This window comes from Nonomuraea sp. KM90, from assembly GCF_052246675.1.
Lineage (GTDB): Bacteria > Actinomycetota > Actinomycetes > Streptosporangiales > Streptosporangiaceae > Nonomuraea.
Map to the genome: position 1 here is coordinate 43,240 of NZ_JBQQCB010000010.1, position 22,292 is coordinate 65,531.

The following is a 22,292-nucleotide window of genomic DNA, read 5'->3' on the forward strand; positions in this document are numbered from 1 at the left end:
CCGAAGGCACGGAAGGGCGCCTTCCGGCGGCGGCCCGGTGGGCGTGGCGGAGGCGCTCAGGTGCGGGTGACGGAGAGGGCGGCCAGGTCGGCCTCGATCTTGGCGGCTGTGGCGAGGAGCGGGGGGAGCAGGTCGCGGACGGCCGCCTGCAGGCTCGTACGGGTGGCGTGCGTGGAGACGTTGACCGCCGCCACCGTCCGCCCCGTACGGTCGCGGATGGGCGCCGCGATCGAGCGCAGCCCCTCCTCCAGCTCCTGGTCCACCATCGCCCACCCCCGCCCCCGGACCTCGTCCAGCTCCGAGCGCAGCGCCGCGGGCAGGACGATCGTCCGTGAGGTGAGCCGGCGCAGCTCCGCCCGCCCCAGGTAGGCCTCCAGCGCCTCGGGCGTCAGCCCCGCCAGCAGCACCCGCCCCATCGACGTGCAGTACGCCGGGAACCGGGTCCCGATGTTGATCGTCACCCGCATGATCCGGGCCGTGGCCACCCGCGCCACGTAGACGACGTCCTCCCCGTCGAGCACCGCGACCGAGGCCGACTCGCGGACCTCGGCGGCCAGCCGTTCGAGGTGCGGGTCGGCCACCTCGGGCAGCGACAGGCTGGACAGGTAGGCGTAGCCCAGCTCCAGCACCCGCGGCGTGAGCGCGAACAGCCGCCCGTCGCTGCGCACGTATCCGAGGTCGGTCAGCGTGATCAAGAAGCGCCTGGCGGCGGCCCTGCTGAGCCCGGTCGCGCGGGCCACCTGGCTGAGCGTCAGCTCGGGCTCCGCGGCGCTGAACGCCCGGATCACCGCGAGCCCGCGGGCGAGCGACTGCACATGATCGACCATGTGATCCCCCTTGACAGGAGCCGACAAGAGCGTAGCTTCCGCGATACGGGGTTGTTCGGTCAGAGAATACATGTGCGCATCGCGAACAGAAATGGGAGCCAGCCGTGCGTCGCGCCCCCTTGATCCTCGCCGCCCCGCTCGTGACCGCCCGCGGCGGCGCGCAGCCCCGAGCCGACCTGGAGGACCTGCGGATCGACCAGCTCACGACGCGCTCGCTGCCCCGGTTGGTGGAGCCCCACGAGCGCGCCCACCGGCGGCTCCGGCGGCCGAGGGGGGCGCTGTGACGAGTGTCAGGGACGCGGTCTTCGAGGTGCTGCGGCGTCACGGGCTCACGACTCTCTTCTGCAATCCCGGCTCGACCGAGGTCTCGCTGCTGACCGGGCTGCCGGACGACCTGCGTTTCGTGCTGGCCCTGCACGAGGGGTCGGTGGTGGGGATGGCCACCGGGTGGGCGATCGGGCGCGATGCCCCGGCGCTGGCCGTCCTGCACACCACGGCCGGGCTGGGCAACGCCGTCGGGGCCATCGCCACCGCCCGGGAGAACCGGGTGCCGCTGGTGATCCTCGTCGGGCAGCAGGACCGGCGGCATCTGGCGCTGGAGCCGTTCCTGACCGGGCGGCTGGGCGGGCTGGCCGGGGACTATCCGGTGCGCGTGGACCAGCCGGTGCGGGCCCAGGACGTGCCGGGCGCGGTGTCCCGGGCCTTCCACGAGGCGGGCACGTTCCGGGGGCCGGCGCTGGTCGTGGTGCCGATGGACGACTGGGTGGCGCCCTTCGACGGGGAGGTCCTGGCGGCCCCGCGGCGGCTGCTGCGGCCGTCCGCCGTGGCCGACGCCGACCTCGCGCCGCTGGTGGAGCTGCTGGCGGGGGCGCGTACGCCGGCGATCGTGGCGGGCGCGGGCGTGGGCGACGGGTGGGACGCGCTGGTGGCGCTGGCCGAGCGGCTGGGGTGCCCGGTGTACCAGGAGTCGTTCGGCGGGCGGGCCGGGTTCCCGCAGGACCATCCGCAGTACTTCGGGGTGCTGCCGGCCGACCGGGCGCGGTTACGGGAGCGGCTGGGGCCCCACGACGTGGTGCTGGCGGTGGGGGCGCCGGTGTTCCGGCAGTATCCGTACGTGCCGGGTCCGCTGGTGCGGCCGGGCACGGTGGTCGCGCTGGTGACGGACGATCCCGCGGTGGCCCATCGCAGCCCCGCCGACCTCGCCCTGCTCGCCTCGCCCGGGGCCGTCTGCGATCGCCTGGCCGCCCTGCTGCCGTTATCGGGGCGGGGCGGCACGAGGGCCCGGGCGGAGGCGGAGGAACTTGCGACGGAGCCGCTGCGGCCCGCACATGTGCTGCGCGAGCTGGCCAGGCGGTTGCCCCGCGACGCCGCGCTGATCGAGGAGACGCCCTCGTCGCGCCCCGACCTGCACCGGCTGGTGCCCGCCAGGAACCCGCTGGGTTTCGTCTCGGCGGCCATGGGCGGGCTCGGGTTCGCCGTCCCGGCGGCCGTGGGCCTGCGGATGGCGCTCCCCGACCGGCCCGTGGTCGCGGTCGTGGGCGACGGGTCCGCGCTCTACGGCCTGCACGCCCTGTGGAGCGCGGCGCACTACCGGGTGGGCGCGCTGTTCGTCGTGCTCGCCAACGGCCGCTACGCGGTCATGGACCGGCTGGCCGACCAGCAGGGCGGCAAGGGGCCGTGGCCGCCGTTCACCGAGGTGGACATGGGCGGCCTGGCCAGGTCGCTCGGGTGTCCCGCCGTACGCGTGGACTCGTACGAGGAGCTGACCACGGCTCTCGACGACGTCATGCCCACGCTCCCCACCCGCGACAGCCCGTTGCTGCTCGACGTGGCCGTGGGCGTGGATCCGGATTTCCAGCCCTGAGGAGGCGCACCATGACGTTCCTTGACCCCAAGATCTGGACGGGACTGATCTTCGACGGTGCCTGGACGGCCTCGCGGGCCGGCGACGTGGCCGTCGTCGAGCCCGCGACCGGCGACGAGCTCGGCCGCGCCGGTACGGCCGGCGCCGAGGACGTGGCGGCGGCGGCCGTACGCGCCAGGAAGGAGCAGCGGGCCTGGGCCGCCACGCCGTACGAGGAACGGGCCGCCCTGCTGCGGCGGGCCGGGCGGCTGTTCGAGGAGCACGCGCTGGAGATCCAGGACTGGGTCGTGCGCGAGTCCGGCGGCGTGCCGGGCAAGGCGGCGTTCGAGACGCACGTGGCGGCGCAGGAGTGCTACGAGGCGGCGGCGCTGGCCTCGCAGCCGCTCGGCGAGGTGCTGCCGACCTCCCGCAAGCGGCTCAGCTTCGCCCGGCGGGTGCCGGCCGGGGTCGTGGGCGTGATCGCGCCCTTCAACTTCCCCCTCATCCTCGGCATCAGGTCGGTCGCCCCGGCCCTGGCGCTGGGCAACGCGGTGGTGTTCAAGCCGGACCAGCGCACCGCCGTCTGCGGCGGCTACGCCATCGCCCGCGTCTTCGAGGAGGCCGGCCTGCCCGACGGCCTCCTGCACGTGCTGCCCGGCGGCCCCGAGGCCGGTCAGGCTCTGGTGTCCGACCCGAACATCCCGGTGATCTCCTTCACCGGCTCCACGGCCGCCGGCCGCCGGGTCGGGGAGGCGGCGGCCCGCTCGCTCAAGCGCGTGCACCTGGAGCTGGGCGGCAACTCCGCGCTCGTGGTCTTCGACGACGCCGACCTCGACCCGGCGGTGTCGGCGGGCGCGTGGGCGTCGTTCTTCCACCAGGGCCAGATCTGCATGACCTCCGGCCGGCACCTGGTGCACGAGGCCGTGGCCGCCGAGTACGTGGAGCGCCTGGCCGCCAAGGCCGCGGACCTGCCGGTCGGCGACCCGGCCACGGGGCAGGTCGCGCTCGGCCCGCTCATCGACGCCCGGCAGCGCGACCGCGTGCACCGGCTGGTCACGGAGAGCGTGACGGCGGGGGCGCGGCTGGCCGCCGGCGGGACGTACGAGGGGCTGTTCTACCGGCCCACGGTGCTGGCGGAGGTGCCGGTCGGCGCTCCGGCGTACGCGGAGGAGGTGTTCGGGCCGGTGGCGCCGGTGACGACGTTCTCCTCGTTGGAGGAGGCGGCGGCGCTGGCGGGGGACTCGGAGTACGGCCTGTCGCTGGGCATCCTCACCCGGGACGTGATGAAGGGCCTGGCCCTGGCGGACCTGGTGCCGACGGGTATCGTGCACATCAACGACCAGACGGTGGACGACGAGGCGGTGGCGCCGTTCGGCGGGGTGGGGGCCTCGGGGACGGGGTCCCGGTTCGGCGGGGCGGGCGCCAACATCGACGCCTTCACCGAGACGCAGTGGGTCACCATGCAGGGGGACATCGCCAGGTACCCGTTCTAGAGCCAGCATGGCGGTGTCCGGTATGTGCCCGGTATCGTCGCGAAATGGGGAAACGTCTCGAAGCCGAGCCTGAGTTTCGAGCCAGGCTCACGGTGGAGGCCGGGCAGCGCGTGCTCACCGGCGCCGGCGCGTTCTTCGCGCGCAACCGTTCCCTCGTCGGACACGCGAAGCGGGCGGCCGACGAGGGGCCGGGGACGCTGCGTTACTACTGGCGGGGTGCCGATCGCCGGCTCTACCGGGTGACCGTCGAGAGCCACGGCACCGAGCGCGGGCCCGTGACCGGGCTGGAGGCGCGGCGGTGTGCCGCGCCCTGGGGGCTGACCCAGCGGGAGCACGAGGTGCTGACGTGCGTGGCCGTCGGCATGACGAACCCGGAGACGGCCGCGCGGGTGGGGTGCGGGACCCGTACCGTGGCCACGCACGTCGAGAACGTGCTGGCCAAGCTGGGCGCGCCCACCCGGGCGGCGGCCGCCGCGCTGGCCATGGCGGAGGAGGCGCTGCTGGCGCCGTTCGCGGAGCCCGAGGGGATGGAGATCACCGCCGTCGGGCGGGTGACCCGGGAGGCATCCGGTGGGCAGGTCCGGCGGGCCGGGGCTCCCCGCGAGCAGGCGCGGCGGCCGATCCGGCTGGGGGCGATCTATCCGCTCGACGGCCCCCGCCGTTTCGACGCGCTGGCCATGCGGCGGGGCGCGGCGATCGCCGTGGACGAGCTGAACGCCCGGGGCGGCGTCGCCGGGCGCCGGATCGACCACCTGGCGATCGAGGTGTCCGGCGACACCGACGGCGATCTGCTGCGTGCCGTCGACTACCTGCGCTCGCACGACGTGGACGCCATCACCCTGGGCAACGTCAGCCCGCGCCACCACCTCGGCGCCATCACGCTCGCGGCCGAGTACCGGGCGCCGCTGCTGCACTCCATGGTGACTCCTTCGCTTGCCGAGCACGTGCACGACAATCCGGGCGTGCTTGGGCAGACGTTCCAGGTGTGCGCGACCGAGACCGCCTACTTGTCCGGATTTATCAGGACGTTGGACCTGCTCGCGGAGTCCGGGCAGTGGCGGCCCGGCAACCGGCGGGTGGTGGCCGTGATGCGCGAGGACGGCTACGACCCCGTGCAGGCGAACGGGCTCGCCGAGCTGGCCGCCGCGCGTGGCTGGGAGCTGGCGGCCATGGTGCCGGTCCCGGACACGGGCGTGCCGTGGCCGGCGGTGGTCGCGGCCGTGCAGGCCGGGGATCCGGCCGCGGTGCTGGTGTGCACGTACGTCGAGGACGAGCTCCGGCTCTTCCTGCGGGAGCTGCGCAAGAGCGGCGTCCGCTCGCTCGTCCACACGGTGTGGACGCCCACGATCCCGGGCTTCGAGGAGCGGATGGAGGGGCTGGCGGAGGGCCTGCTGTGGTCCACCGTGATCGGCACGTACGGGGACCCGGTGAGCGCCAGGTTCATGGAGCGGTACCGGCGGGCCCACGGGGACGAGCCGGGCAGCGGGAGCGCGGCGATCCACTACGACATGATCCACATGCTGGCCGGGGCCTGGTCGGCCGTGGGGCGGCCCTGGGACTTCGGGGCGGTGGTGCGGTCGCTGCGGGAGGGCGTGCACCGGGGAGCCGCGGGGCCGTACTACTTCGGCGGCCGGGGCCAGCGGGCCCTGGCCTACCCCGACGACACGTTCGACGCCTCCCTGGCCCACGCCCACCTCGTCCATCAGGTCCAGGACGGGAAGAGCCGGGTCATCTCCCCCGTGGAGCTGGCGCGGCACCGGTTCCGGCCGCTGCCAGCCACGAGGGCATGGTAGGCGAGCCGAGCCCGGCGCCGCCGTCCGCCGCGAGCACGTGCCCGTTCACCCAGGCCGAGTCCGGCGAGCACAGCCAGAGCAGGCTGGGCACGATGTCCTCCGGGGTGCCGACGCGGCCGGCCGGAGCGGCCTCGCGCAGGGCCTCGACGTAGTCGTCCGGCACCGGGTTCAGCGCCGACCCGACGTCCACGAAGCCCGGCGCGACCGCGTTGACCCGCACGCCTAGGGGGCCGAGCTCCAGAGCCAGGCCCCTGGTCACCGCCTCCAGGGCCGCCTTCGATGCCGCGTAGACGGTGGTGCCGGGGCGCGGGCGCAGGGCTCCTCCCGTGCTGGTGAACACGACGGTGGCCGGGCGCGCGTGCCGTACGCACAGGTCGGCCAGCGCCGTGGCGGCCATCAGCGCCGAGCGCGTGTTGACCGCCATCACCGCGTCGAACAGCTCCTCCGTCGTCTCCAGCGCGCGCCGCGCCGGGAACAGGCCGGCCACGTGCAGCAGGGCGTCCACCGGCCCGTGCTCCTGCCACGCGCGCAGCACGGCGGCCCGCGCCGCGCCGGGCTCGGCGAGGTCGGCCGGCACGGGCCGGGCGTACCGCTCGGCGACGTCCGACCGCGGCGAGTCCACCGCCACGACCTCGTGACCCGCCCGCGCCAGCGCGGCACACGCGGCCGAGCCGATCCCGCCGCACGCGCCCATGACCAGGGCCCGCATCACGCCGCCCGGAAGGCCCGGGCGGTGTCCAGGCACGTACGGAAGTCCAGCGGCCGGTCCAGGCAGGCGTCGAGGAACCGTTCGAGCCCCATCAGGCGATGCCCGCGCCCGATGACCTGCGGATGGAACGTCAGCACGCACACCCCGCCGGGCACGTCCCGCACCATGTAGTCCACGTCGTCGAGGAAGTTGCGGAACACGCTCGCCGGGTCGCGCAGGCCCGGCAGCACGGCGTTGTCCAGCCGCAGGTACTCGAACTGCGGATAGTCGTCCAGCGACCACGACACCGGCAGCTCGACGAGCGGGGTGGGCTCGCCGAACCGGTACGGCCCGTCGGGGTCGGCCACGTCGCCGCGCCTGGCGTAGTAGGGGGTGTAGTCGGTGGCCATGAGGCTGGAGTCGTACTCGCAGCCGAGCTCCAGCAGCACGTCCACGGTGGAGGTGGTGAAGTCCCAGCTCGGGGTGCGGTTGCCGGCGGGCTCGTAGCCGGTGACCTTGATGATCGAGTCACGGGCCCTCGTGGCCGCCGCCATCTCGCCGTCCCGGTCCAGCTTGGAGACCGCCTCGTGGACGTAGCCGTGCAGGGCGATCTCGTGGCCGGCCTCCGCGATGGCGGCGCACTCGGCGGGATAGGTGTCCACGGTGTGCCCGGGGATGAAGAACGTGGCGGTGATGCCGCGCTCGCGCAACATCTTGAGGATCCGCGGCACCGCGTGCGCCCCGAACTCGCCCCGCGAGACCGGTCCGGGCGAGGTCATCCCTCGGGCCAGCCAGAGCGAGATCGCGTCGAAGTCGAACGTGAGGCAGATCGTCGAGCGGTCAGGCATGTTCCTCCTCGGTCGGGAAGCGGATCTCCGGCACCGCGCCGGGCTCGAACAGGTCGTCCAGGCGCCACCGCTCGTACGGCCGCTCGCACGGCGGGTGCGCGGCGATGTACAGCTCGCGTACGTCGAGGTCCATCAGCACGGAGTAGACGGACGCGACCTCCTCGCCCTTCGCCACGTCCGGATCGACGTGGCGGCAGATGCTGTCGGGGTAGGAGTAGTGGTCGCGCAGGGCGGCGACGATGTCGGCCAGCTCCAGATCCCGGGCCTCGGCGGCGTCCTCCAGCAGGTGCCTGGCCCGGGTGGGCCGCAGGAGCGTCAGCGCCGAGGTGGCGGCCTTCCGGTCCACCAGCGGCAGCGGGCACTGGAAGTGGTTGGAGTGGGTGATCAGCCCGTCCCGCGGCAGCAGCGTCCCGAACACGTCGGGCGCCACCTCCAGGTCGATCGCCTCGCCCCCGGCGTCCGCGATGAGCAGGTTGCCGGAGGAGATCCGCGGCACGTCCAGCGCCTTGCGGTGTGCCTGGCTCATCGTCCTGGACTGCAGGACGCCGCGCAGCAGGTAGTGGTACGGCACGCCGGGGCCGCCGGTGTCGCGGTCGGAGACCAGGAGGTTCGCGCACACGCCCAGGCCCGCCGAGTTGAGCCCCGACTTGGCCAGCATGCCCGCCTCGGCCAGCGTGAGCACCGCGAAGCCCTCGGTGTCCCTGGTCGCCAGCAGGAACGTGACCGGGCCCTGCTCGGGATGCCAGTCCCAGTTCTGGGCCAGCAGCGTGTGGCGCGTCCTGGTGTGCCTGGGCAGCACGGCGACCGAGGTGCAGCCCTCGTCGCGGTAGCCGGTGCCGTACAACATCTCGGTGCGGGCGTTCAGCGCGGTGATGTGCTCGACCGGCTGTCCGGCGCCCGCCGCGAGCCCTTCGAGCATGGCGGCGATGCTCGCGTCGTAGCCCCTGGCCACGTCGAGGTAGGTCGCGCCCCAGCGGCGCACGTCCGCGCCGGTCAGCCCGGCCTGGTCCCGGAAGCGGCGCAGGTACGTCTCCACGCTGCGTGCGACCAGCTCGCTCGTGCGGCGGCCCAGCTCGGCGCCCATCTCCTCGTACGTGCCCTCGACCGCGATCAGCATGTCGGTCCGCTCCTCTCTAGCCCAGGCTCCGGTGCGCGCTCTCCTTCATGCCGAGCAGCACCAGGAGCGTCACCGCCGCGGACACGATCGGCAGCAGGGCCGTCGCCATGCCCGAGCCGGTGAGCTGCACCAGGCCCGTGGCGACGAACGGGGCCGTGCCGCCGAAGGCCATGACCGCGAAGTTGTACCCGATGGACATCGTCGAATAGCGCAGCTTGGTGGGGAACAGCTCGGACAGCGCGGCCGGCCCCGGACCCGAGAACATCGCCAGGATCACCCCGATCACGATCTGCCCCAGGAACACCCCCGCCACCCCGCCGTTCTGGATCAGCGCCATGACGGGCCAGCTCAGCACCAGGAAGCCCACGGCGGCGGACAGCAGCAGCGGCTTGCGCCCGATCCGGTCCGACAGCGCGCCGAACGCCGCGATGCACACGGTCAGCGTCACGAGGCCGACGAGGTTCGAGGCGCGCGCCACGCCCGCGTCCACGCCCGCCACGTCGGTGAGCCAGGTGGGCAGGTAGGTGAGGAAGAAGAAGTACGCGACCGTCCACAACATCGTGAACCCGAAGCCGCGGGCGATGCCGGGGAACTGGGTGCGCAGGCCCTCGCGCAGCGGGCTCTTCGCGGTCGTGCCCTTGGCCCGCTCCTCGGTGAACGCCGGGGTCTCGGCCAGGCCGTACCTGAGCCAGAGCGCCGCCACCGCCGTCAGCGCCGACAGCAGGAACGGCACCCGCCAGGCCCAGTCGGTGACCTGCTGCTCGGTGAAGATCGTGTTGTTGAGCGCCACGACGCCCGACGCCAGCAGGAACCCGGCCGCCGTCGACACCTGGTTGAAGCTGCCGAAGAAACCGCGCCTGCGCTCCGGGGCGTACTCGACCAGGAACGCCGCCGAGCCCGCCCACTCGCCGGCCACCGAGAAGCCCTGCACCATCCGCAGGATCACCAGCAGCAGCGGGGCCAGCACGCCGATGCTCTCGTACGTGGGCAGCAGGCCGATCAGGGTCGTGGCCGCGCCCATCAGCAGCACGCTGACGACCAGCGCGATCCGGCGGCCGAACTTGTCGCCGACGTGGCCGAACGTGATCGCGCCGAGCGGGCGCATGAGGAAGCCGACGGCGAACACGGCGAAGGTGTACAGGGTGCCGACGATGCCGTCCGACTCCGGGAAGAACAGTTTGCCCAGCGTGGCCGCCGTGTAGGCGTACACGAGGTTGTCGTAGTTCTCCATGACGTTGCCGAAGCTGCCCGCCACGACGGCGCGCAGGTTGGAGCTTCGGGGGGTGCTGACGGTGGATGCTGTGGCGCTGTCGCCGCTCATCGCGACCTCTCACTCATGGGGGGTTTCGGGGCATTCACGACGCGGTGTATCCGCCGTCGACCGGCAGCAGCACGCCGGTCACGAACGACGCTTCGGGGGAGGCCAGGTAGGCGACGGCCGCGGCCACGTCGGCGGGGTCGCCGGGCCTGCCCATGGGGGCGCGCTCTATCCGCGGGCGCAGTTGCTCGCCGGACAGCTCCTGGAGCAGCGGGGTGACGAATACACCCGGCAGCACGCTGTTGACCCGGATGCCTCTGGGGGCGAGCTCCACCGCCGCGGTCCTGGTCAGCATGTGCAAGCCGGCCTTGCTGACCTGGTAGGCGACCGAAGACGGGGGTGAGGGCGGCGGCGGGGGCGGGATGTGGCCGTAGATGGAGCCGATGTTGACGACGGAGGCGTGCGGGCTGCGGGTGAGGTCCTCGACGAACGTGCGGATGCCCGTCCAGGGGGCCCACAGGTTGGTGCGCAGGACGCGGTCCCAGTCGTCGTCCGTGGTGTCGAGCAGGTTCTCGCGGGCGCTCACGCCGGCGTTGTTGACGAGGATGTCGAGGCGGCCGTACGTGGTGCGGACCCGGGCCGCCAGGTCCTGCCAGGAATGCCGGTCACGGACGTCCAGCGGGTGGTGGAGCGTACGGTCCTGGGGGAACCCGGCGGATTCGGCGTCGCGGTCGCGCAGGTCGCCGTAGACGACATGCGCGCCGCGGGAGGCCAGGCGGCCGACGATGGCGGCGCCGAGACCGGAGGCACCGCCGGTGACGACGGCGACCAGCCCGTCCAGCTCCATGGACATCTCCTCTCGGGCCTGCCCTACCGGCGTAAGCGCTGGTAGAGCCCTTGAGGACCATCCTGGAACGGCGGGCCGGCCGCCACCTCCGTCAAATGACGGAGGCGCGCCTTACCGGAGGCGGTGTTCGGCGGCCTCCACGACGTTGGACAGGAGCAGGGCGCGGGTCATGGGCCCGACGCCACCCGGGTTGGGGGTGAGGTATCCGGCGACTTCCTCCACGTCCAGCGCCACGTCCCCCGCGATCTTGCCCTCGACGCGGGAGACCCCCACGTCGAGCACCGCCGCGCCCGGCTTGACCATGTCGCGGGTGATGAGCTCGGGCACGCCGGCCGCCGCCACCACGATGTCGGCGCGGCGCACGTGGGCGGCCAGGTCGTGGGTGCCGGTGTGGCAGAGGGTGACGGTGGCGTTCTCGCTGCGGCGGGTCAGCAGGAGGCCCAGCGAGCGGCCCACCGTGATGCCGCGACCCACCACGGCCACCTCGGCGCCCTTGATCGGCACGCCGTATTCCTGGAGGAGCAGCACGATGCCGTGCGGCGTGCACGGAAGGGGGGCGTCGACCATGTGGACGAGCCGCCCGAGGTTGACCGGGTGCAGGCCGTCGGCGTCCTTGGCCGGGTCGATGCGCTCGAGCAGGGCCATCGTGTCGAGGTGCTTGGGCAGCGGGAGCTGCACGATGTAGCCGGTGCACGCCGGGGAGGCGTTGAGCTCGTCGATGGCCGCCTCGACGTCGGTCTGGGTGGCGGTCGCCGGCAGGTCGACGCGGATGGAGGCGATGCCCACCTCGGCGCAGTCGCGGTGCTTGCCGGCGACGTAGATCTGGCTGCCCGGGTCGTCGCCCACGAGCACGGTGCCCAGGCCGGGCACGACCCCGCGTTCCTTGAGCGCGGCCACCCGCTTCTTGAGGTCTGCCTTGATCTTGGCGGCGGTCGCCTTGCCATCGAGTTTCACTGCGCTCATGCCGCAATCCTTCCATGCCTGCCCGGCAGGCCCGCCCACCACCCGCCGATCCCTTCCCGTCCCCCTTGACCGCCGATCCCCGGCACTCTTCCTCGGCCAGGATCGCGAAGTTATCCACAGACGACAGGCAGTCAACCCGGGTTATCCACAGCCAGTCGTTGACATCGTTGTCATTGATCTTGGAAGGGCTTAGTGTTACGGGCGCCAGCAACAAGTGCACGGAGGTCCCCCTTGCCTTTCCGCCTGTTGTCCGCCGAGTCGACCGACCTCTTCGTGGGCTCGCGTGACGAGCCCCGCCAGGTCCTGCGCTTCACCGTCGCCGAGGGAGAGCACGAGTCGTCGCTGGAGCTGCGCGGCGACGGCGTGCGCCTGGCCGGCCCGGTCACCGTTCCCCCGGCCGCCGGAGTGCTCGAGGTCCCCTTGTCCGTGTCGGCGCCGCCGGGCACCACCGTGCCGTGCCTGCTCACCCTGGCCGGCGACGAGGGGTCCCTGGAGGTGGGCGTCACGGTCGAGGAGCCGGGCTGGACGATGTTCATGGTGTCCCACTTCCACTACGACCCGGTGTGGTGGAACACGCAGGCCGCCTACACCAGCCCGTGGGAGCTGCTCTCCGCCGACGCCACGACCAGGCCGCTCTGGGAGCGCAATGCGTTCGCGCTGGTCGAGGCGCACATCGAGCTGGCCCTGCGCGATCCCGACTACCGTTTCGTGCTGGCCGAGGTCGACTATCTCAAGCCGTTCTTCGACACCCACCCCGAGCGCCGCGCCGACCTGCGCGCCCTCATGGCCGAGGGCCGGGTCGAGCTGGTCGGCGGCACCTACAACGAGCCCAACACCAACCTGACCGGCGCCGAGACCACGATCCGCAACCTCGTCTACGGCATCGGCTACCAGCGCGACATCCTCGGCGGCGACCCGCGCACCGCGTGGCAGCTCGACGTGTTCGGCCACGATCCGCAGTTCCCGGGCTATCTCGCGGCGGCCGGGCTGACCGGCAGCGCGTGGGCGCGCGGGCCGTTCCACCAGTGGGGTCCGATCAGCAAGAACTTCAAGAAGGCCAAGAACGACGCGGCGCTGATGCAGTTCCCCAGCGAGTTCGAGTGGATCTCGCCGTCGGGGCAGGGCGTGCTGACCCACTACATGCCCGCCCACTACTCGGCCGGATGGTGGACGGACTCCTCGCCGTCCCTGGAGGAGGCGTGCCGGGCGGTCCACGACCTCTACCGCTCGCTCAAGCCCGTGGCCGCGACCAAGAACATCCTGCTCCCGGTCGGCACCGACTACACCCCGCCCAACAAGTGGGTGACCGACATCCACCGCACGTGGGCCTCCCGCTACGTCTGGCCCAGGTTCGTCTGTGCCACCCCACGAGACTTCCTCGATGCCGTACGCGCCGACATGTCGTCCTTCAGCCCCCAGACGCGCGACATGAACCCCGTCTACACCGGCAAGGACGTCTCCTACATCGACACCAAGCAGGCCCAGCGCGCCGCCGAGGTGGCCGCCCTCGACGCCGAACGCCTGTCGACGTTCGCGTCCGTGCTGGGCCTGGGCGGCTATCCGCACACGGCGCTCGACAAGGTGTGGCGGCAGCTCGCCTACGGCGCCCACCACGACGCCATCACCGGCTCGGAGTCCGACCAGGTCTACATCGACCTGCTCACCGGCTGGCGAGAGGCCTACGACCTGGCCACGGAGGCCCGCGACAACGCCCTCGCGGCGCTGACCACCCGGATCGCGCTCGACGGGCGAAGCGTCGTGGTCACCAACACCCTGCCCTTCGCCCGCGACGGCCTGGCCAAGATCGTGCTCCCGGCCGGCCACACCCTGGCCGACCCGGCCGGCAGCCCGGTCCCCGCCGTCGCGGAGGGCGGCACCCTCACGTTCCTCGCCCACGACGTCCCGTCCATGGGCTGGCGCACCTACCGGATCGTCCCCGGCACCCCCGAGACCTGGCACCGCTCCCCCGCCCCGGAAGAGCCGGCCCCCGCCACGATCGACAACGACCGCTGGCAGATCACCGCCGACCCCTCACTCGGCGGCGCCCTGACCTCGATCCTCGACCGCGCCTCCGGCCGGGAGCTCCTCACCGGCCCGGGCAACGAGCTGCGCCTCTACGACGAATACCCGCAACACCCCGACATGGGCGAGGGCCCCTGGCACCTCATCCCCACCGGCCACGTCGTGGGCTCGGCCGAGACCCGCGCGGCGACCACGACCACGGAGACGAGCCCGATCGGCCGGCGGCTGACCGTCACCGGGCAGGTCGGCGAGATCACCTACGAGCAGACAGTCACGCTGCTGACCGGCTCCGACCGCATCGACTTCACCACCCGCGTCCTCGACCACACCGGCGCCGACCGCCTGCTGCGGGTCCGGTTCCCCGCCGGCGTCGAGGGAGCGCTGCCGGTGTCCGACGTCTCGGGCGCCGTCGTGGGGCGCGGCTTCGCGCTGCCCGACGTGGACACGGCCGAGCACCCGTGGACCCTGGACAACCCGGCCAACACCTGGTTCGGCCTGTCGGCCACCGCGAAGGTCGATCTCGGCGAGGCGGGCGCGCGGGCGCTGGGCGTGGCCGAGGTGGTGGTGCCCGCGCTGGAGGACGCCCCGCAGGCCCGCGACCTCGTGGTGGCGCTGGCCCGCGCCGGGGTCACCGCCACGACGTCCGCCGCCCACGGCACCCGGTACGGCTGGCTCGACGTCGACTCCAACCTTCCCGACGTACGCATCGTGCTGGGCGGCCCCGACACCAATCCGCTGGCCGCCGAGCTCCTCGCCCGCGCCGACGTGTCCTACCTGGAGGCCCTGAAGTCGGGCGCGACCCGGGTCTGGGTCCCCGCCGAGCGCCCGCTGCCGGAGGTCTGGCAGCCCAGCGCCGACCTGCGCGACCTGCGCGCCCTTCCGGCCCTGATCGTCACCGATCCCATCGCCGACCTGGTGGCCGACCTGTCCGACGCCACCATCGAGGCCGTCTGCCCCCTGGGCGCCGAACACCTGGAAAACCGCACGGTCGCCCTCCTCGCCTACGGCCTTCCCGGCTTCGCGGTCGACCCGTCCGGCGCGCTCCACCTGTCGCTCATGCGCTCGTGCACCGGCTGGCCCTCCGGCATCTGGCTGGACCCGCCCCACCGCACGACCCCTGACGGCTCGGGCTTCCAGCTCCAGCACTGGACCCACGAGTTCTCCTACTCCCTGGTGGCCGGCGAAGGCGACTGGCGCGCCCTGCGCCTGCCGTCCACGGCACAGGAGCACATCACCCCGCTGCTCCCCCGCCTCGTGGAAACCCCGCAACCGGGCAACCTCCCCGAGGTCCACTCCCTCCTCACGATCGCCCCGGCCCGAGACGTCCTCCTGGGCACCCTGAAGTCCACCGGCAACCCCCACGCCCACGGCCGCACCGGCGACCACCCGTCCCAGCAGGACCCGGCGGTGACGATCCGCCTGGTCGAATCCACGGGGCTGGGCTCCAGAGCCGAGCTGACCTCACCCGTCCTCACCCTGCACACCCTGACCCGCTCCGACCTCCTGGAACGCCGCACCACCCCGCCCGCAGCCCCAACCGCACCCGCCTCCCTCGAAGGGGCCAACCCCGGCCTCGACCTCACCGGCTTCGAGATCGCCACTACCTCGCCGCCGTCCCACCCTCACCTCCCCAGCCGGAGCTGGCCTCCACCACCGAGCCGGCCCAGCCCGTCTACAGCCGCTACTGGCTCCACAACAAGGGCCCCGCCCCTTTGGGCTACCTCCCGGTCTCCATCGCCATCACCCCAGGCCTGATCACTCACCAGGAGGGCCCCTTCGAGGCGGAGGTCGTGCTCTCCTCCCACCTCACGGACGAACCCCACGAGGGCGTGGTGGACCTCCTCGTCCCGGACGGCTGGACCGCCACCCCCGCCCAGCGCCCCTTCCGCCTCCCCCCGGGCGGCCACCTCCGCTTCCCGGTCACGGTGACGCCCGCCCCCTCACCGTCCGGGCCCGGGCTGCACTTCGTCTCCGCTCGCACCCTCGCAGCCGGCCAGCTCATCGAGGACATCACCACCGTGGCCATCGGCGACGCCCCCGAGCTCCCCGCCGACGGCCCACCGCCGCAGTCCGGCACCGCCGTCCGGGGCACCAAGTCGGCCGAGGCCCGCTCCACCGGCCTGGCCGTCGCCACGGTCGCGGACACCGTCTCCCTCCACCCCGGCGACCGCACGGCTCTCACGCTGAGACTCACCAACACCACGTCGGACGAGATCCGTGGCGAGGCCCAGCTGGCCTCCCCGTGGGGCACCTGGGCCATGCTGCCGCGGGTCATCCAGGGCTTCACCGTCCCGGCAGGCGAGACGATCGAGGTGTCCTTCGCCGTGGAGGTGCCGCAGGACCAGCCGACCGACCATGCCTGGGCCCTGGCCAAGGTCATGTGGTTCGGCCGCTGCCAATACTCCCCGGCGATGCGCCTGGAGGTTGCCCGATGACCACCGCGATCGGCTGGATCGACGACCGTCCGGTCCCCCGCGAGCTCCTGGACCGGCGCATCGCCGACCTCCGCAACGGCCCGCTCAGCTCGGCCCTCCCGGTGCCGGGCAGCTCGGAGGACCGCCAGCTCGCCCGCTGGCTGACCCAGGTCATCCTCACCGAAGCCCTCTGCGAGTCCACCGCCACCACCCTCGGCCTGTCCCCCCACCAACCCGACCCAACCACCCCAGCCCGACCACACCCACCCACCTCACCCCGACCCCGACCAGACCGACCCTCACCGCACGGAACTGCCGCCGGCAAAGCCCTCCCCGACCGGCCCGGCCCCGCTCCGACCGCCCTCAGCAGCACCCTCCCGAACCCCGCACCCCTCGATCGCCCCACCCGCGACCACGCCCCCCTCGAACCCAGCGCCCTCGACCAGACCGATGTCCATCCAGAGGTGCTCGATCGGGTGGCCGCTGTGGAACTCGGCTCGATCAACGCCGCGGCCTACAACGGCAGCCCATGGGTTCGAGCCGTGTTCCAGCACGTCACCGCCGCGGTGACCGTTCCTCCGGAGTGGCGACGGCCGCCGTCCCCCGAGCGCACCCCTCGCCACCTCGTACGCCACCGCCTGTTCACCGACCCCGAACGGGCACGCGAGGCCACCGAAGCGGACCTGGAGCGGCTCGGCCCGGTCGAGCTCGACTCGTTGCCCGGCACGATCGCCGAAGCCCTCCGAAGCCACCCGTACGACACGCTCGTCGGCCCCGTCGAGGACGCCCTCGGCTGGCACGTGGCGGTCGCGACCCCCGAACCGGACCCCCGGCAGACCACCACCACGACCTCCCGGCTGACGCCCACCCCCGGCGCGTACCAGCCGGAGCCCGCACCCGACCCCAGGACGTACGCACCAATGCCCACGCCCACCGTCCAACAGGCTCCACCCACCGACCCACGGACGCCCCCACCCGAGAGCGCCGGCCGGCAGGCGCCCGATCACACACCACACGCCGACGAAACCCACGACCCCCACCTCGTCGCGGCAGCACGTCGGCAGGCCTTCGCGCGGTGGCTCGACGACATGCGCGCCAAGAAGGTAAGACTCGTCCCCGGCCTGGAGCACCCTGGCGATCCCCGCCAGCCCGACAACCACCACAAACACTGATGAACTGCGTACTTGCCATTGACATCGGAGGAACCAAGCTCGCCGCCGCACTGGTGGACGAGGCGGGTTCCATCCTGCGTTCCGCTACCCGGCCGACGCCTCGTACAGAGGTCATGTCCGCCCTCGCTGCCCTGATCGCGGAGGTCACGGACGGCGGCCCGCCGCCCCAAGCGGTCGGCATCGGCTGTGCCGGCCCGCTGGACCTCGCCTCGGGAACCGTGAGCCCGGTGAACATGCCGAGCTGGCGGGGGTTCCCGCTGCGGGAGGAGGTGCGGAGGCTGACCGGACTCCCCACCATGCTCGCGGGCGACGCGCAGTGCTTCGCACTCGGCGAGCACTGGCTGGGAGCAGGGCGCGGATGCACGTCGCTGCTCGGCGTGGTCGTGTCGACCGGAATCGGCGGCGGCCTGGTCATCGACGGCGCCCCGCTCCTGGGCCCCACCGGAAACGCCGGACATGTCGGCCACATGAGCATCGACCCCTACGGCGAACGTTGCGAGTGCGGCGGCCGTGGATGCGTGGAGCACTACTCCAGTGGTCCGAACATGGTCCGCTGGGCTCTCGAGAACGGCTGGTCCCCCACCACCGCTCCCCCCGATCAGGACACCACCGCCGACCACACCGGGGTACCGGCTGGCGCGGGCTCCGGACGAGCGACCCTCACCGCCGGCTCCGAGTCGCATGCCGCCGTACGCGTCACCGACCCGGCGGGCGGAGCACCCGGACCCGGCGGGCAGCTCGCCGACGGTGCGGGGCAGGCGACCGTTGCGCGCTCCGACGACGCGGCGAGCGGTGTGACGAGCGGACCTGCCGGAGCGGGGACGGTCCTTCGCGACGGCGACGGGGACGGGGACGGGGACGGGGACGGGGACGGCGATCCAGATGCTGGTGGTGCTGGTGCTGGTGCTGGTGCGATCAGTGAGGTCACAGTCCCTTCCAGGGAGGGGGTTGGGCTCCGGGTTCACGACGGCGCCGGAAGTGGTGGGGACGCGGTTGCGGGTTCGCGGGCAGGGACGGTGAATCGCGTTCACGGGATGGCGGACGTCGGACATGGCGGTGGTGGCATCCCTGCTCAAGAGCAGGCTGACGTTGGCCGTACCGGTGAGAAGGGGAACGTCGACCGAACTGATGCAGTCCGTACGGGCGTCCGTGCTGGTGTGAAGGCGGATGCCGGTCGTATTGACGACGACGCGGACGCCGTCGGTACGGGTGTGAAGGCGGATGCGCGGGCGCTCGCGCGTGATGCCGCCGCCGGGCATCCGGTCGCGGTGGCGGCGTTCGAGCGCGGCGCCAGGGCGCTGGCCGCCATGGTTGCGTCCACGGCCGCTGTCGCCGAGGTCACGACCGTGGTGATCGGGGGCGGTGTGTCCGCGGCGGGCGCCGTCTTGTTCGACCCGCTGGAGCGGGCGCTCGACGACGTGGCCGGGCTCGCCTTCGTCAGGGCGGTCCAGGTGAAGCCCTGACGAGAGCACCCTGGTGGGACGCGCCGGGCTGGCGGGTGCGGCGAATCTGGCCTGGCAGGCTGTCCGCTCAACCGCCTGAGTCCTGCGTTCGAGCCCCAGACGGTCGTTGGCCTCTGGGGCTCGTTCGCCCAAGGGCCCGGGAACCCGGCCACCAGACCCGGCCCCTGGCGGGCTGCGGCACCACTGCCTGGCACCACCGCCCCGGCAGCACCGCCTCGGCACCACCTGGACCGCGCATCCGGGATGAGGTTGCGCAGGCACTCGGGGTTCCGCACGCACGCCCGACGCCACTGGGCGACGGCACCCCAGCCGGAGCCCCGAACAACCTCGCACGGCGACCTTCCCCGCACGCACGCCCGACGCCGCTGGGCGACGGCACCCCCGCCGGAGCCCCAGCCGACCTCGCACGGCAGCCTTCCCCCGCACGCACGCCCGACGCCGCTGGGCGACAGCGCCCCCGCCGGGGTCCTGGACAAACCTCGCGCGGTGGCCTCCCCGCACGGACGCCGGACGACCCGGGCGGGGTGCGTCCTGGGAAGGAGTCGGCGGCCCGGGCGGGGTGCGTCCTGGGAAGGAGTCGGCGGGCCGGGGTGTCCTGAGGCCGTAGGAGGGGGTTCCGGTGTGGAGGGGTCAGGTGAGGTCGAGGCAGGGGTAGGGGGGGTGGGAGGTGAGGAGTTCGGCTGCGGCGGCGCGGGTCTTGGCGGCGGTGTCGGCGGGCAACGTGTAGGCGGCCTTGGAGGTGCGGCCGTCGGGCGCGGACGCGGGGGTGGTGGCGGAGAGGACGTCCACGATCAGTTCCGTGATCCGGTCGAACTCGTCGGCGCGGAAGCCGCGGGAGGTGAGCGCGGGCGTGCCGACGCGTACGCCCGAGGTGTACCAGGCGCCGTGGGGGTCGCGCGGGATCGCGTTGCGGTTGGTGACGATGCCGGAATCCAGCAGCGCCGACTCGGCCTGCCGGCCGGTCAGGCCGAAGCTGGTCACGTCCAGCAGGACCAGGTGGTTGTCGGTGCCGCCGGTGACCAGCCGGACTCCCCGTCGAAGCAGCCCTTCGGCCAGGGCGGACGCGTTGTCCACGACCGCGCGGGCATAGGCGGCGAAGGCGGGCTGGCGGGCCTCGGCGAGGGCGACGGCCTTGGCGGCCATCACGTTCCCCAGCGGGCCGCCCAGCACCATCGGGCAGCCTCGGTCGATCGCGTCGGCGAACTCCCGCCGGCACAGCACCAGGCCGCCGCGCGGACCGCGCAGCGACTTGTGCGTGGTGGTGGTCGTGATGTGGGCGTACGGCACCGGGTCGTGGTCGCCGGTGAAGACCTTGCCCGCGACCAGGCCGGCGAAGTGGGCCATGTCCACCAGGAGGGTGGCGCCGACCTCGTCGGCGATCTCCCGCAGGGCCGCGAAGTCCACGCGGCGCGGATAGGCCGAGTATCCGGCGATCAGGATCAGGGGCTTGAACTCGCGGGCCAGGTCGCGCAGCGCGGCGTAGTCGAGCAGGCCGGTTTCCGGGTCGGTGCCGTACGAGCGCTGCCGGAACATCTTGCCGGAGATGTTCGGCCGGAAGCCGTGGGTGAGATGCCCGCCCGCGTCCAGTGACATGCCCAGGGCCCGCTGGTCGCCGAGGGCCTTGCGCAGGTTCTCCCAGTCCTGCTCGGTCAGGTCGTTGACGTGACCCACGCCGATGCTGGCCAGGGCCGGAGCCTCCACGCGGTGCGCCAGTACGCCCCAGAACGCCACCAGGTTCGCGTCGATGCCCGAGTGCGGCTGGACGTAGGCGTGGTCGGCTCCGAACAGGGCCTTGGCGTGGTCGGCCGCGAGTTGCTCAACGGTGTCGATGTTCTGGCAGCCGGCGTAGAAGCGGCGCCCGATGGTGCCCTCGGCGTACTTGTCGGACATCCAGGTGCCCATCGTGAGCAGCACCGCCGGGGACGCGTAGTTCTCGCTGGCGATGAGCTTCAACGACGTGCGCTGGTCGGACAGCTCCGTACGGATGGCCTCCGCGACGTGCGGCTCGACGGCGGCGATCACGTCCAGGGCACTGCGGTAGGCCGCGGTCACCGCGGTGGCGTCGTACATCTGCGGCTGGTGCACGGCATCTCCTGTTCGTCGCGTTGAGATGCCCAGGCGCGCGGCAGGACTGCGGAGCCGCTCCCCGGTGGTCATCCACCTTCAGGTCACGCCAGTAACGACCCGAGAGCGACGTTACGGCGACGCAGGATCGCGTGCAACGCCTTTCGAGGGTCCGGCGGGAGGGATGTCAGACCGCTGAGCCGGCCGCCCGTCGCCGCTTCGCGGGGATCAGGGGACGGTGATGGCTGGGTGGCGGCCGGCCGGGCGCGCGGGGGTCGGCGCGCCCCCTGGTGGTCAGGCGGGGAGGGCGATGGGCCGGTCCCAGTCGATGCGGTGCTCGTAGATCCAGCGGCTCGGGTCCGTACCGGTCCTGGCGGCGTGCTTCATGGCCAGGCTCATGATCAGGTCGCGCGGCACACGCGCCAGCGGACTGAGCGCCTTCCAGCCGCCCGTACGGTTGCCCTGCGCCACGACCCGCTCGACCCGCCCCCGCCGCAGCACCTCGTACGCCCTGAACGCGGCCTCGATGCCCGGGCTGTCGCGCAGGCACTTGGCCAGGACGACGGCGTCCTCGATGGCCATGGCGGCGCCCTGCCCGATCGACGGCGCGGTGGCGTGGGCGGCGTCGCCGATGACGATCATCCGGTCGCGGTGCCAGACCGGGACGCGGGGCACGTCGTAGGAGCTCCAGCCGGCGAAGATCTCCCCGGTCGCGGCGATGATGTCGAGCGCGGGGCCGTGGTCGTGCCGGAACAGGTCGCTCAGCCGGGTCCGCCACTCCTGCTGGGAGATCGCCGCCATCTCGGCCGGTGTGAGCTCGGTGGCCTGGGCGGGGTTCGCGGCCCACCACACCTCGCCGTCCGGGTGCGCCGTGTAGACGAAGAAGCAGCGCTTGCCGAAGACGGCCTGCATCATGCCCGGTTCGGAGCCGGTCGCGACGCCGCGCGCGTAGCCACCGGTGTTGAGCAGGCCGGTGTAGCGGGTGCCGGGCGCCGCCGGGTCGATGACGCGCCGGGTGGCCGAGCGCAGGCCGTCGGCGCCGATCAGCAGGTCGCCCTCGGCGGTGCTGCCGTCGGAGAACGTCGCCCGCACCCCGTCGCCGGTCGCCACGGCACCGGTGAGGCGCTTGCCGTACTCCAGGTGGAGGTCCTGATCGCGGAGGTACCGGTAGAGGTCGGCGCGCTTGACCGTCCTGCTCACCACGTCGCCCAGGCGGTAGGCCAGCTCGCCGAGCCGCCGGCCGGAGCCGCTGGTGATCGTGATGCCCGGGGTGTCGAAGCCGAGGCCGCCGACGTCCAGGTCGAGAGCGCGTAAGGCGTCGAGCGCGTTGGGCGCCAGCGTGAGGAAGGCGCCCGCCTTGTCGGCCGTACGGTCGTAGGCCTCGTACACCACCGCGTCGATCCCCGCCTTGCGCAGGGCGACGGCGCTCGCCGTGCCCGCGATCCCGCCACCCACGACCAGAGCTGTGTATGTCATACAC

17 protein-coding genes and 1 riboswitch are annotated in these 22,292 nt (G+C 73.0%); of the genes, 8 read left to right on the forward strand and 9 right to left on the reverse strand.

The window, feature by feature from the left end; genetic code table 11:
• Positions 1 to 56 precede the first annotated feature (56 nt).
• A complete protein-coding gene (locus tag ACTWPW_RS13915; protein ID WP_375116696.1) occupies positions 57 to 827 on the reverse strand; it encodes an IclR family transcriptional regulator domain-containing protein in 771 nt (256 codons plus the stop codon).
• A gap of 104 nt (positions 828 to 931) precedes the next feature.
• Between ACTWPW_RS13915 and ACTWPW_RS13920 the strand changes: the two genes are divergently transcribed.
• Genes ACTWPW_RS13920 through ACTWPW_RS13935 form a run of 4 tightly spaced genes read left to right on the forward strand, consistent with a single transcriptional unit; the run spans position 932 to position 5,956 of the window.
• The gene (locus ACTWPW_RS13920; RefSeq protein WP_443168956.1) at positions 932 to 1,111 is read left to right on the forward strand and encodes a hypothetical protein; all 180 of its coding nucleotides are present in this window, start codon (positions 932 to 934) and stop codon (positions 1,109 to 1,111) included.
• Positions 1,108 to 2,691, forward strand: a complete 1,584-nt coding sequence (locus ACTWPW_RS13925; RefSeq protein WP_443168957.1) for a thiamine pyrophosphate-dependent enzyme — start codon at positions 1,108 to 1,110, stop codon at positions 2,689 to 2,691. Before ACTWPW_RS13920 ends, ACTWPW_RS13925 begins: the two co-directional genes overlap by 4 nt.
• A gap of 11 nt (positions 2,692 to 2,702) precedes the next feature.
• Complete coding sequence (locus ACTWPW_RS13930) at positions 2,703 to 4,163, forward strand: benzaldehyde dehydrogenase (RefSeq protein ID WP_375116693.1); 1,461 nt, start codon at positions 2,703 to 2,705, stop codon at positions 4,161 to 4,163.
• Positions 4,164 to 4,207: 44 nt separating this feature from the next.
• Positions 4,208 to 5,956, forward strand: coding sequence for an ABC transporter substrate-binding protein (locus ACTWPW_RS13935; protein ID WP_443168958.1), 1,749 nt, complete (start codon positions 4,208 to 4,210; stop codon positions 5,954 to 5,956).
• Here the strand turns inward: ACTWPW_RS13935 and ACTWPW_RS13940 are convergent.
• From ACTWPW_RS13940 to ACTWPW_RS13965, 6 genes are all read right to left on the reverse strand, one after another.
• Positions 5,892 to 6,701, reverse strand: coding sequence for an SDR family NAD(P)-dependent oxidoreductase (locus tag ACTWPW_RS13940; protein WP_443168959.1), 810 nt, complete (start codon positions 6,699 to 6,701; stop codon positions 5,892 to 5,894). The two genes, ACTWPW_RS13935 and ACTWPW_RS13940, sit on opposite strands and share 65 nt — an antisense overlap.
• The gene (locus tag ACTWPW_RS13945; RefSeq protein WP_443168960.1) at positions 6,665 to 7,492 is read right to left on the reverse strand and encodes a polysaccharide deacetylase family protein; all 828 of its coding nucleotides are present in this window, start codon (positions 7,490 to 7,492) and stop codon (positions 6,665 to 6,667) included. The genes ACTWPW_RS13940 and ACTWPW_RS13945 overlap by 37 nt, the downstream gene beginning before the upstream one ends.
• Positions 7,485 to 8,609 (reverse strand): C45 family autoproteolytic acyltransferase/hydolase, encoded by a 1,125-nt coding sequence (locus ACTWPW_RS13950; RefSeq protein WP_375116689.1) that lies wholly within the window; start codon positions 8,607 to 8,609, stop codon positions 7,485 to 7,487. The genes ACTWPW_RS13945 and ACTWPW_RS13950 overlap by 8 nt, the downstream gene beginning before the upstream one ends.
• Positions 8,610 to 8,625: 16 nt before the next feature.
• Positions 8,626 to 9,930, reverse strand: coding sequence for an MFS transporter (locus ACTWPW_RS13955; protein WP_375116688.1), 1,305 nt, complete (start codon positions 9,928 to 9,930; stop codon positions 8,626 to 8,628).
• Positions 9,931 to 9,964: 34 nt separating this feature from the next.
• Positions 9,965 to 10,714, reverse strand: coding sequence for an SDR family NAD(P)-dependent oxidoreductase (locus tag ACTWPW_RS13960; RefSeq protein WP_443168961.1), 750 nt, complete (start codon positions 10,712 to 10,714; stop codon positions 9,965 to 9,967).
• Between the two features lie 111 nt (positions 10,715 to 10,825).
• Positions 10,826 to 11,677, reverse strand: a complete 852-nt coding sequence (locus ACTWPW_RS13965) for a bifunctional methylenetetrahydrofolate dehydrogenase/methenyltetrahydrofolate cyclohydrolase (RefSeq protein WP_375116686.1) — start codon at positions 11,675 to 11,677, stop codon at positions 10,826 to 10,828.
• A gap of 231 nt (positions 11,678 to 11,908) precedes the next feature.
• Between ACTWPW_RS13965 and ACTWPW_RS13970 the strand changes: the two genes are divergently transcribed.
• The 4 genes from ACTWPW_RS13970 to ACTWPW_RS13985 are packed head-to-tail and all read left to right on the forward strand — an operon-like array spanning position 11,909 to position 18,748.
• Positions 11,909 to 15,454, forward strand: coding sequence for a glycoside hydrolase family 38 N-terminal domain-containing protein (locus ACTWPW_RS13970; RefSeq protein ID WP_443168962.1), 3,546 nt, complete (start codon positions 11,909 to 11,911; stop codon positions 15,452 to 15,454).
• Complete coding sequence (locus ACTWPW_RS13975) at positions 15,412 to 16,134, forward strand: NEW3 domain-containing protein (protein ID WP_443168963.1); 723 nt, start codon at positions 15,412 to 15,414, stop codon at positions 16,132 to 16,134. The genes ACTWPW_RS13970 and ACTWPW_RS13975 overlap by 43 nt, the downstream gene beginning before the upstream one ends.
• Complete coding sequence (locus ACTWPW_RS13980) at positions 16,131 to 17,285, forward strand: DUF7158 domain-containing protein (RefSeq protein WP_443168964.1); 1,155 nt, start codon at positions 16,131 to 16,133, stop codon at positions 17,283 to 17,285. The genes ACTWPW_RS13975 and ACTWPW_RS13980 overlap by 4 nt, the downstream gene beginning before the upstream one ends.
• The gene (locus ACTWPW_RS13985) at positions 17,285 to 18,748 is read left to right on the forward strand and encodes an ROK family protein (RefSeq protein ID WP_443168965.1); all 1,464 of its coding nucleotides are present in this window, start codon (positions 17,285 to 17,287) and stop codon (positions 18,746 to 18,748) included. Before ACTWPW_RS13980 ends, ACTWPW_RS13985 begins: the two co-directional genes overlap by 1 nt.
• Positions 18,749 to 19,378: 630 nt before the next feature.
• Here ACTWPW_RS13985 and ACTWPW_RS13990 read toward each other — a convergent pair.
• On the reverse strand, positions 19,379 to 20,818 hold the full coding sequence (locus tag ACTWPW_RS13990) for a glycine hydroxymethyltransferase (protein ID WP_443169018.1): 1,440 nt from the start codon (positions 20,816 to 20,818) through the stop codon (positions 19,379 to 19,381).
• A gap of 35 nt (positions 20,819 to 20,853) precedes the next feature.
• Positions 20,854 to 20,939, reverse strand: a riboswitch (ZMP/ZTP riboswitch).
• Between the two features lie 167 nt (positions 20,940 to 21,106).
• Complete coding sequence (locus ACTWPW_RS13995) at positions 21,107 to 22,288, reverse strand: FAD-dependent oxidoreductase (RefSeq protein ID WP_443168966.1); 1,182 nt, start codon at positions 22,286 to 22,288, stop codon at positions 21,107 to 21,109.
• Positions 22,289 to 22,292: the final 4 nt, after the last annotated feature.

Excerpts from the sequence above, each read along its gene's own strand:
- ACTWPW_RS13915 (WP_375116696.1), bottom strand. The coding sequence starts at position 827 with ATGGTCGATCATGTGCAGTCGCTCGCCCGCGGGCTCGCGGTGATCCGG.
- ACTWPW_RS13930 (WP_375116693.1), top strand. The coding sequence starts at position 2,703 with ATGACGTTCCTTGACCCCAAGATCTGGACGGGACTGATCTTCGACGGT.
- ACTWPW_RS13935 (WP_443168958.1), top strand. The coding sequence starts at position 4,208 with ATGGGGAAACGTCTCGAAGCCGAGCCTGAGTTTCGAGCCAGGCTCACG.
- ACTWPW_RS13945 (WP_443168960.1), bottom strand. The coding sequence starts at position 7,492 with ATGCCTGACCGCTCGACGATCTGCCTCACGTTCGACTTCGACGCGATC.
- ACTWPW_RS13950 (WP_375116689.1), bottom strand. The coding sequence starts at position 8,609 with ATGCTGATCGCGGTCGAGGGCACGTACGAGGAGATGGGCGCCGAGCTG.
- ACTWPW_RS13955 (WP_375116688.1), bottom strand. The coding sequence starts at position 9,930 with ATGAGCGGCGACAGCGCCACAGCATCCACCGTCAGCACCCCCCGAAGC.
- ACTWPW_RS13960 (WP_443168961.1), bottom strand. The coding sequence starts at position 10,714 with ATGGAGCTGGACGGGCTGGTCGCCGTCGTCACCGGCGGTGCCTCCGGT.
- ACTWPW_RS13965 (WP_375116686.1), bottom strand. The coding sequence starts at position 11,677 with ATGAGCGCAGTGAAACTCGATGGCAAGGCGACCGCCGCCAAGATCAAG.
- ACTWPW_RS13980 (WP_443168964.1), top strand. The coding sequence starts at position 16,131 with ATGACCACCGCGATCGGCTGGATCGACGACCGTCCGGTCCCCCGCGAG.
- ACTWPW_RS13985 (WP_443168965.1), top strand. The coding sequence starts at position 17,285 with ATGAACTGCGTACTTGCCATTGACATCGGAGGAACCAAGCTCGCCGCC.
- ACTWPW_RS13990 (WP_443169018.1), bottom strand. The coding sequence starts at position 20,818 with ATGTACGACGCCACCGCGGTGACCGCGGCCTACCGCAGTGCCCTGGAC.
- ACTWPW_RS13995 (WP_443168966.1), bottom strand. The coding sequence starts at position 22,288 with ATGACATACACAGCTCTGGTCGTGGGTGGCGGGATCGCGGGCACGGCG.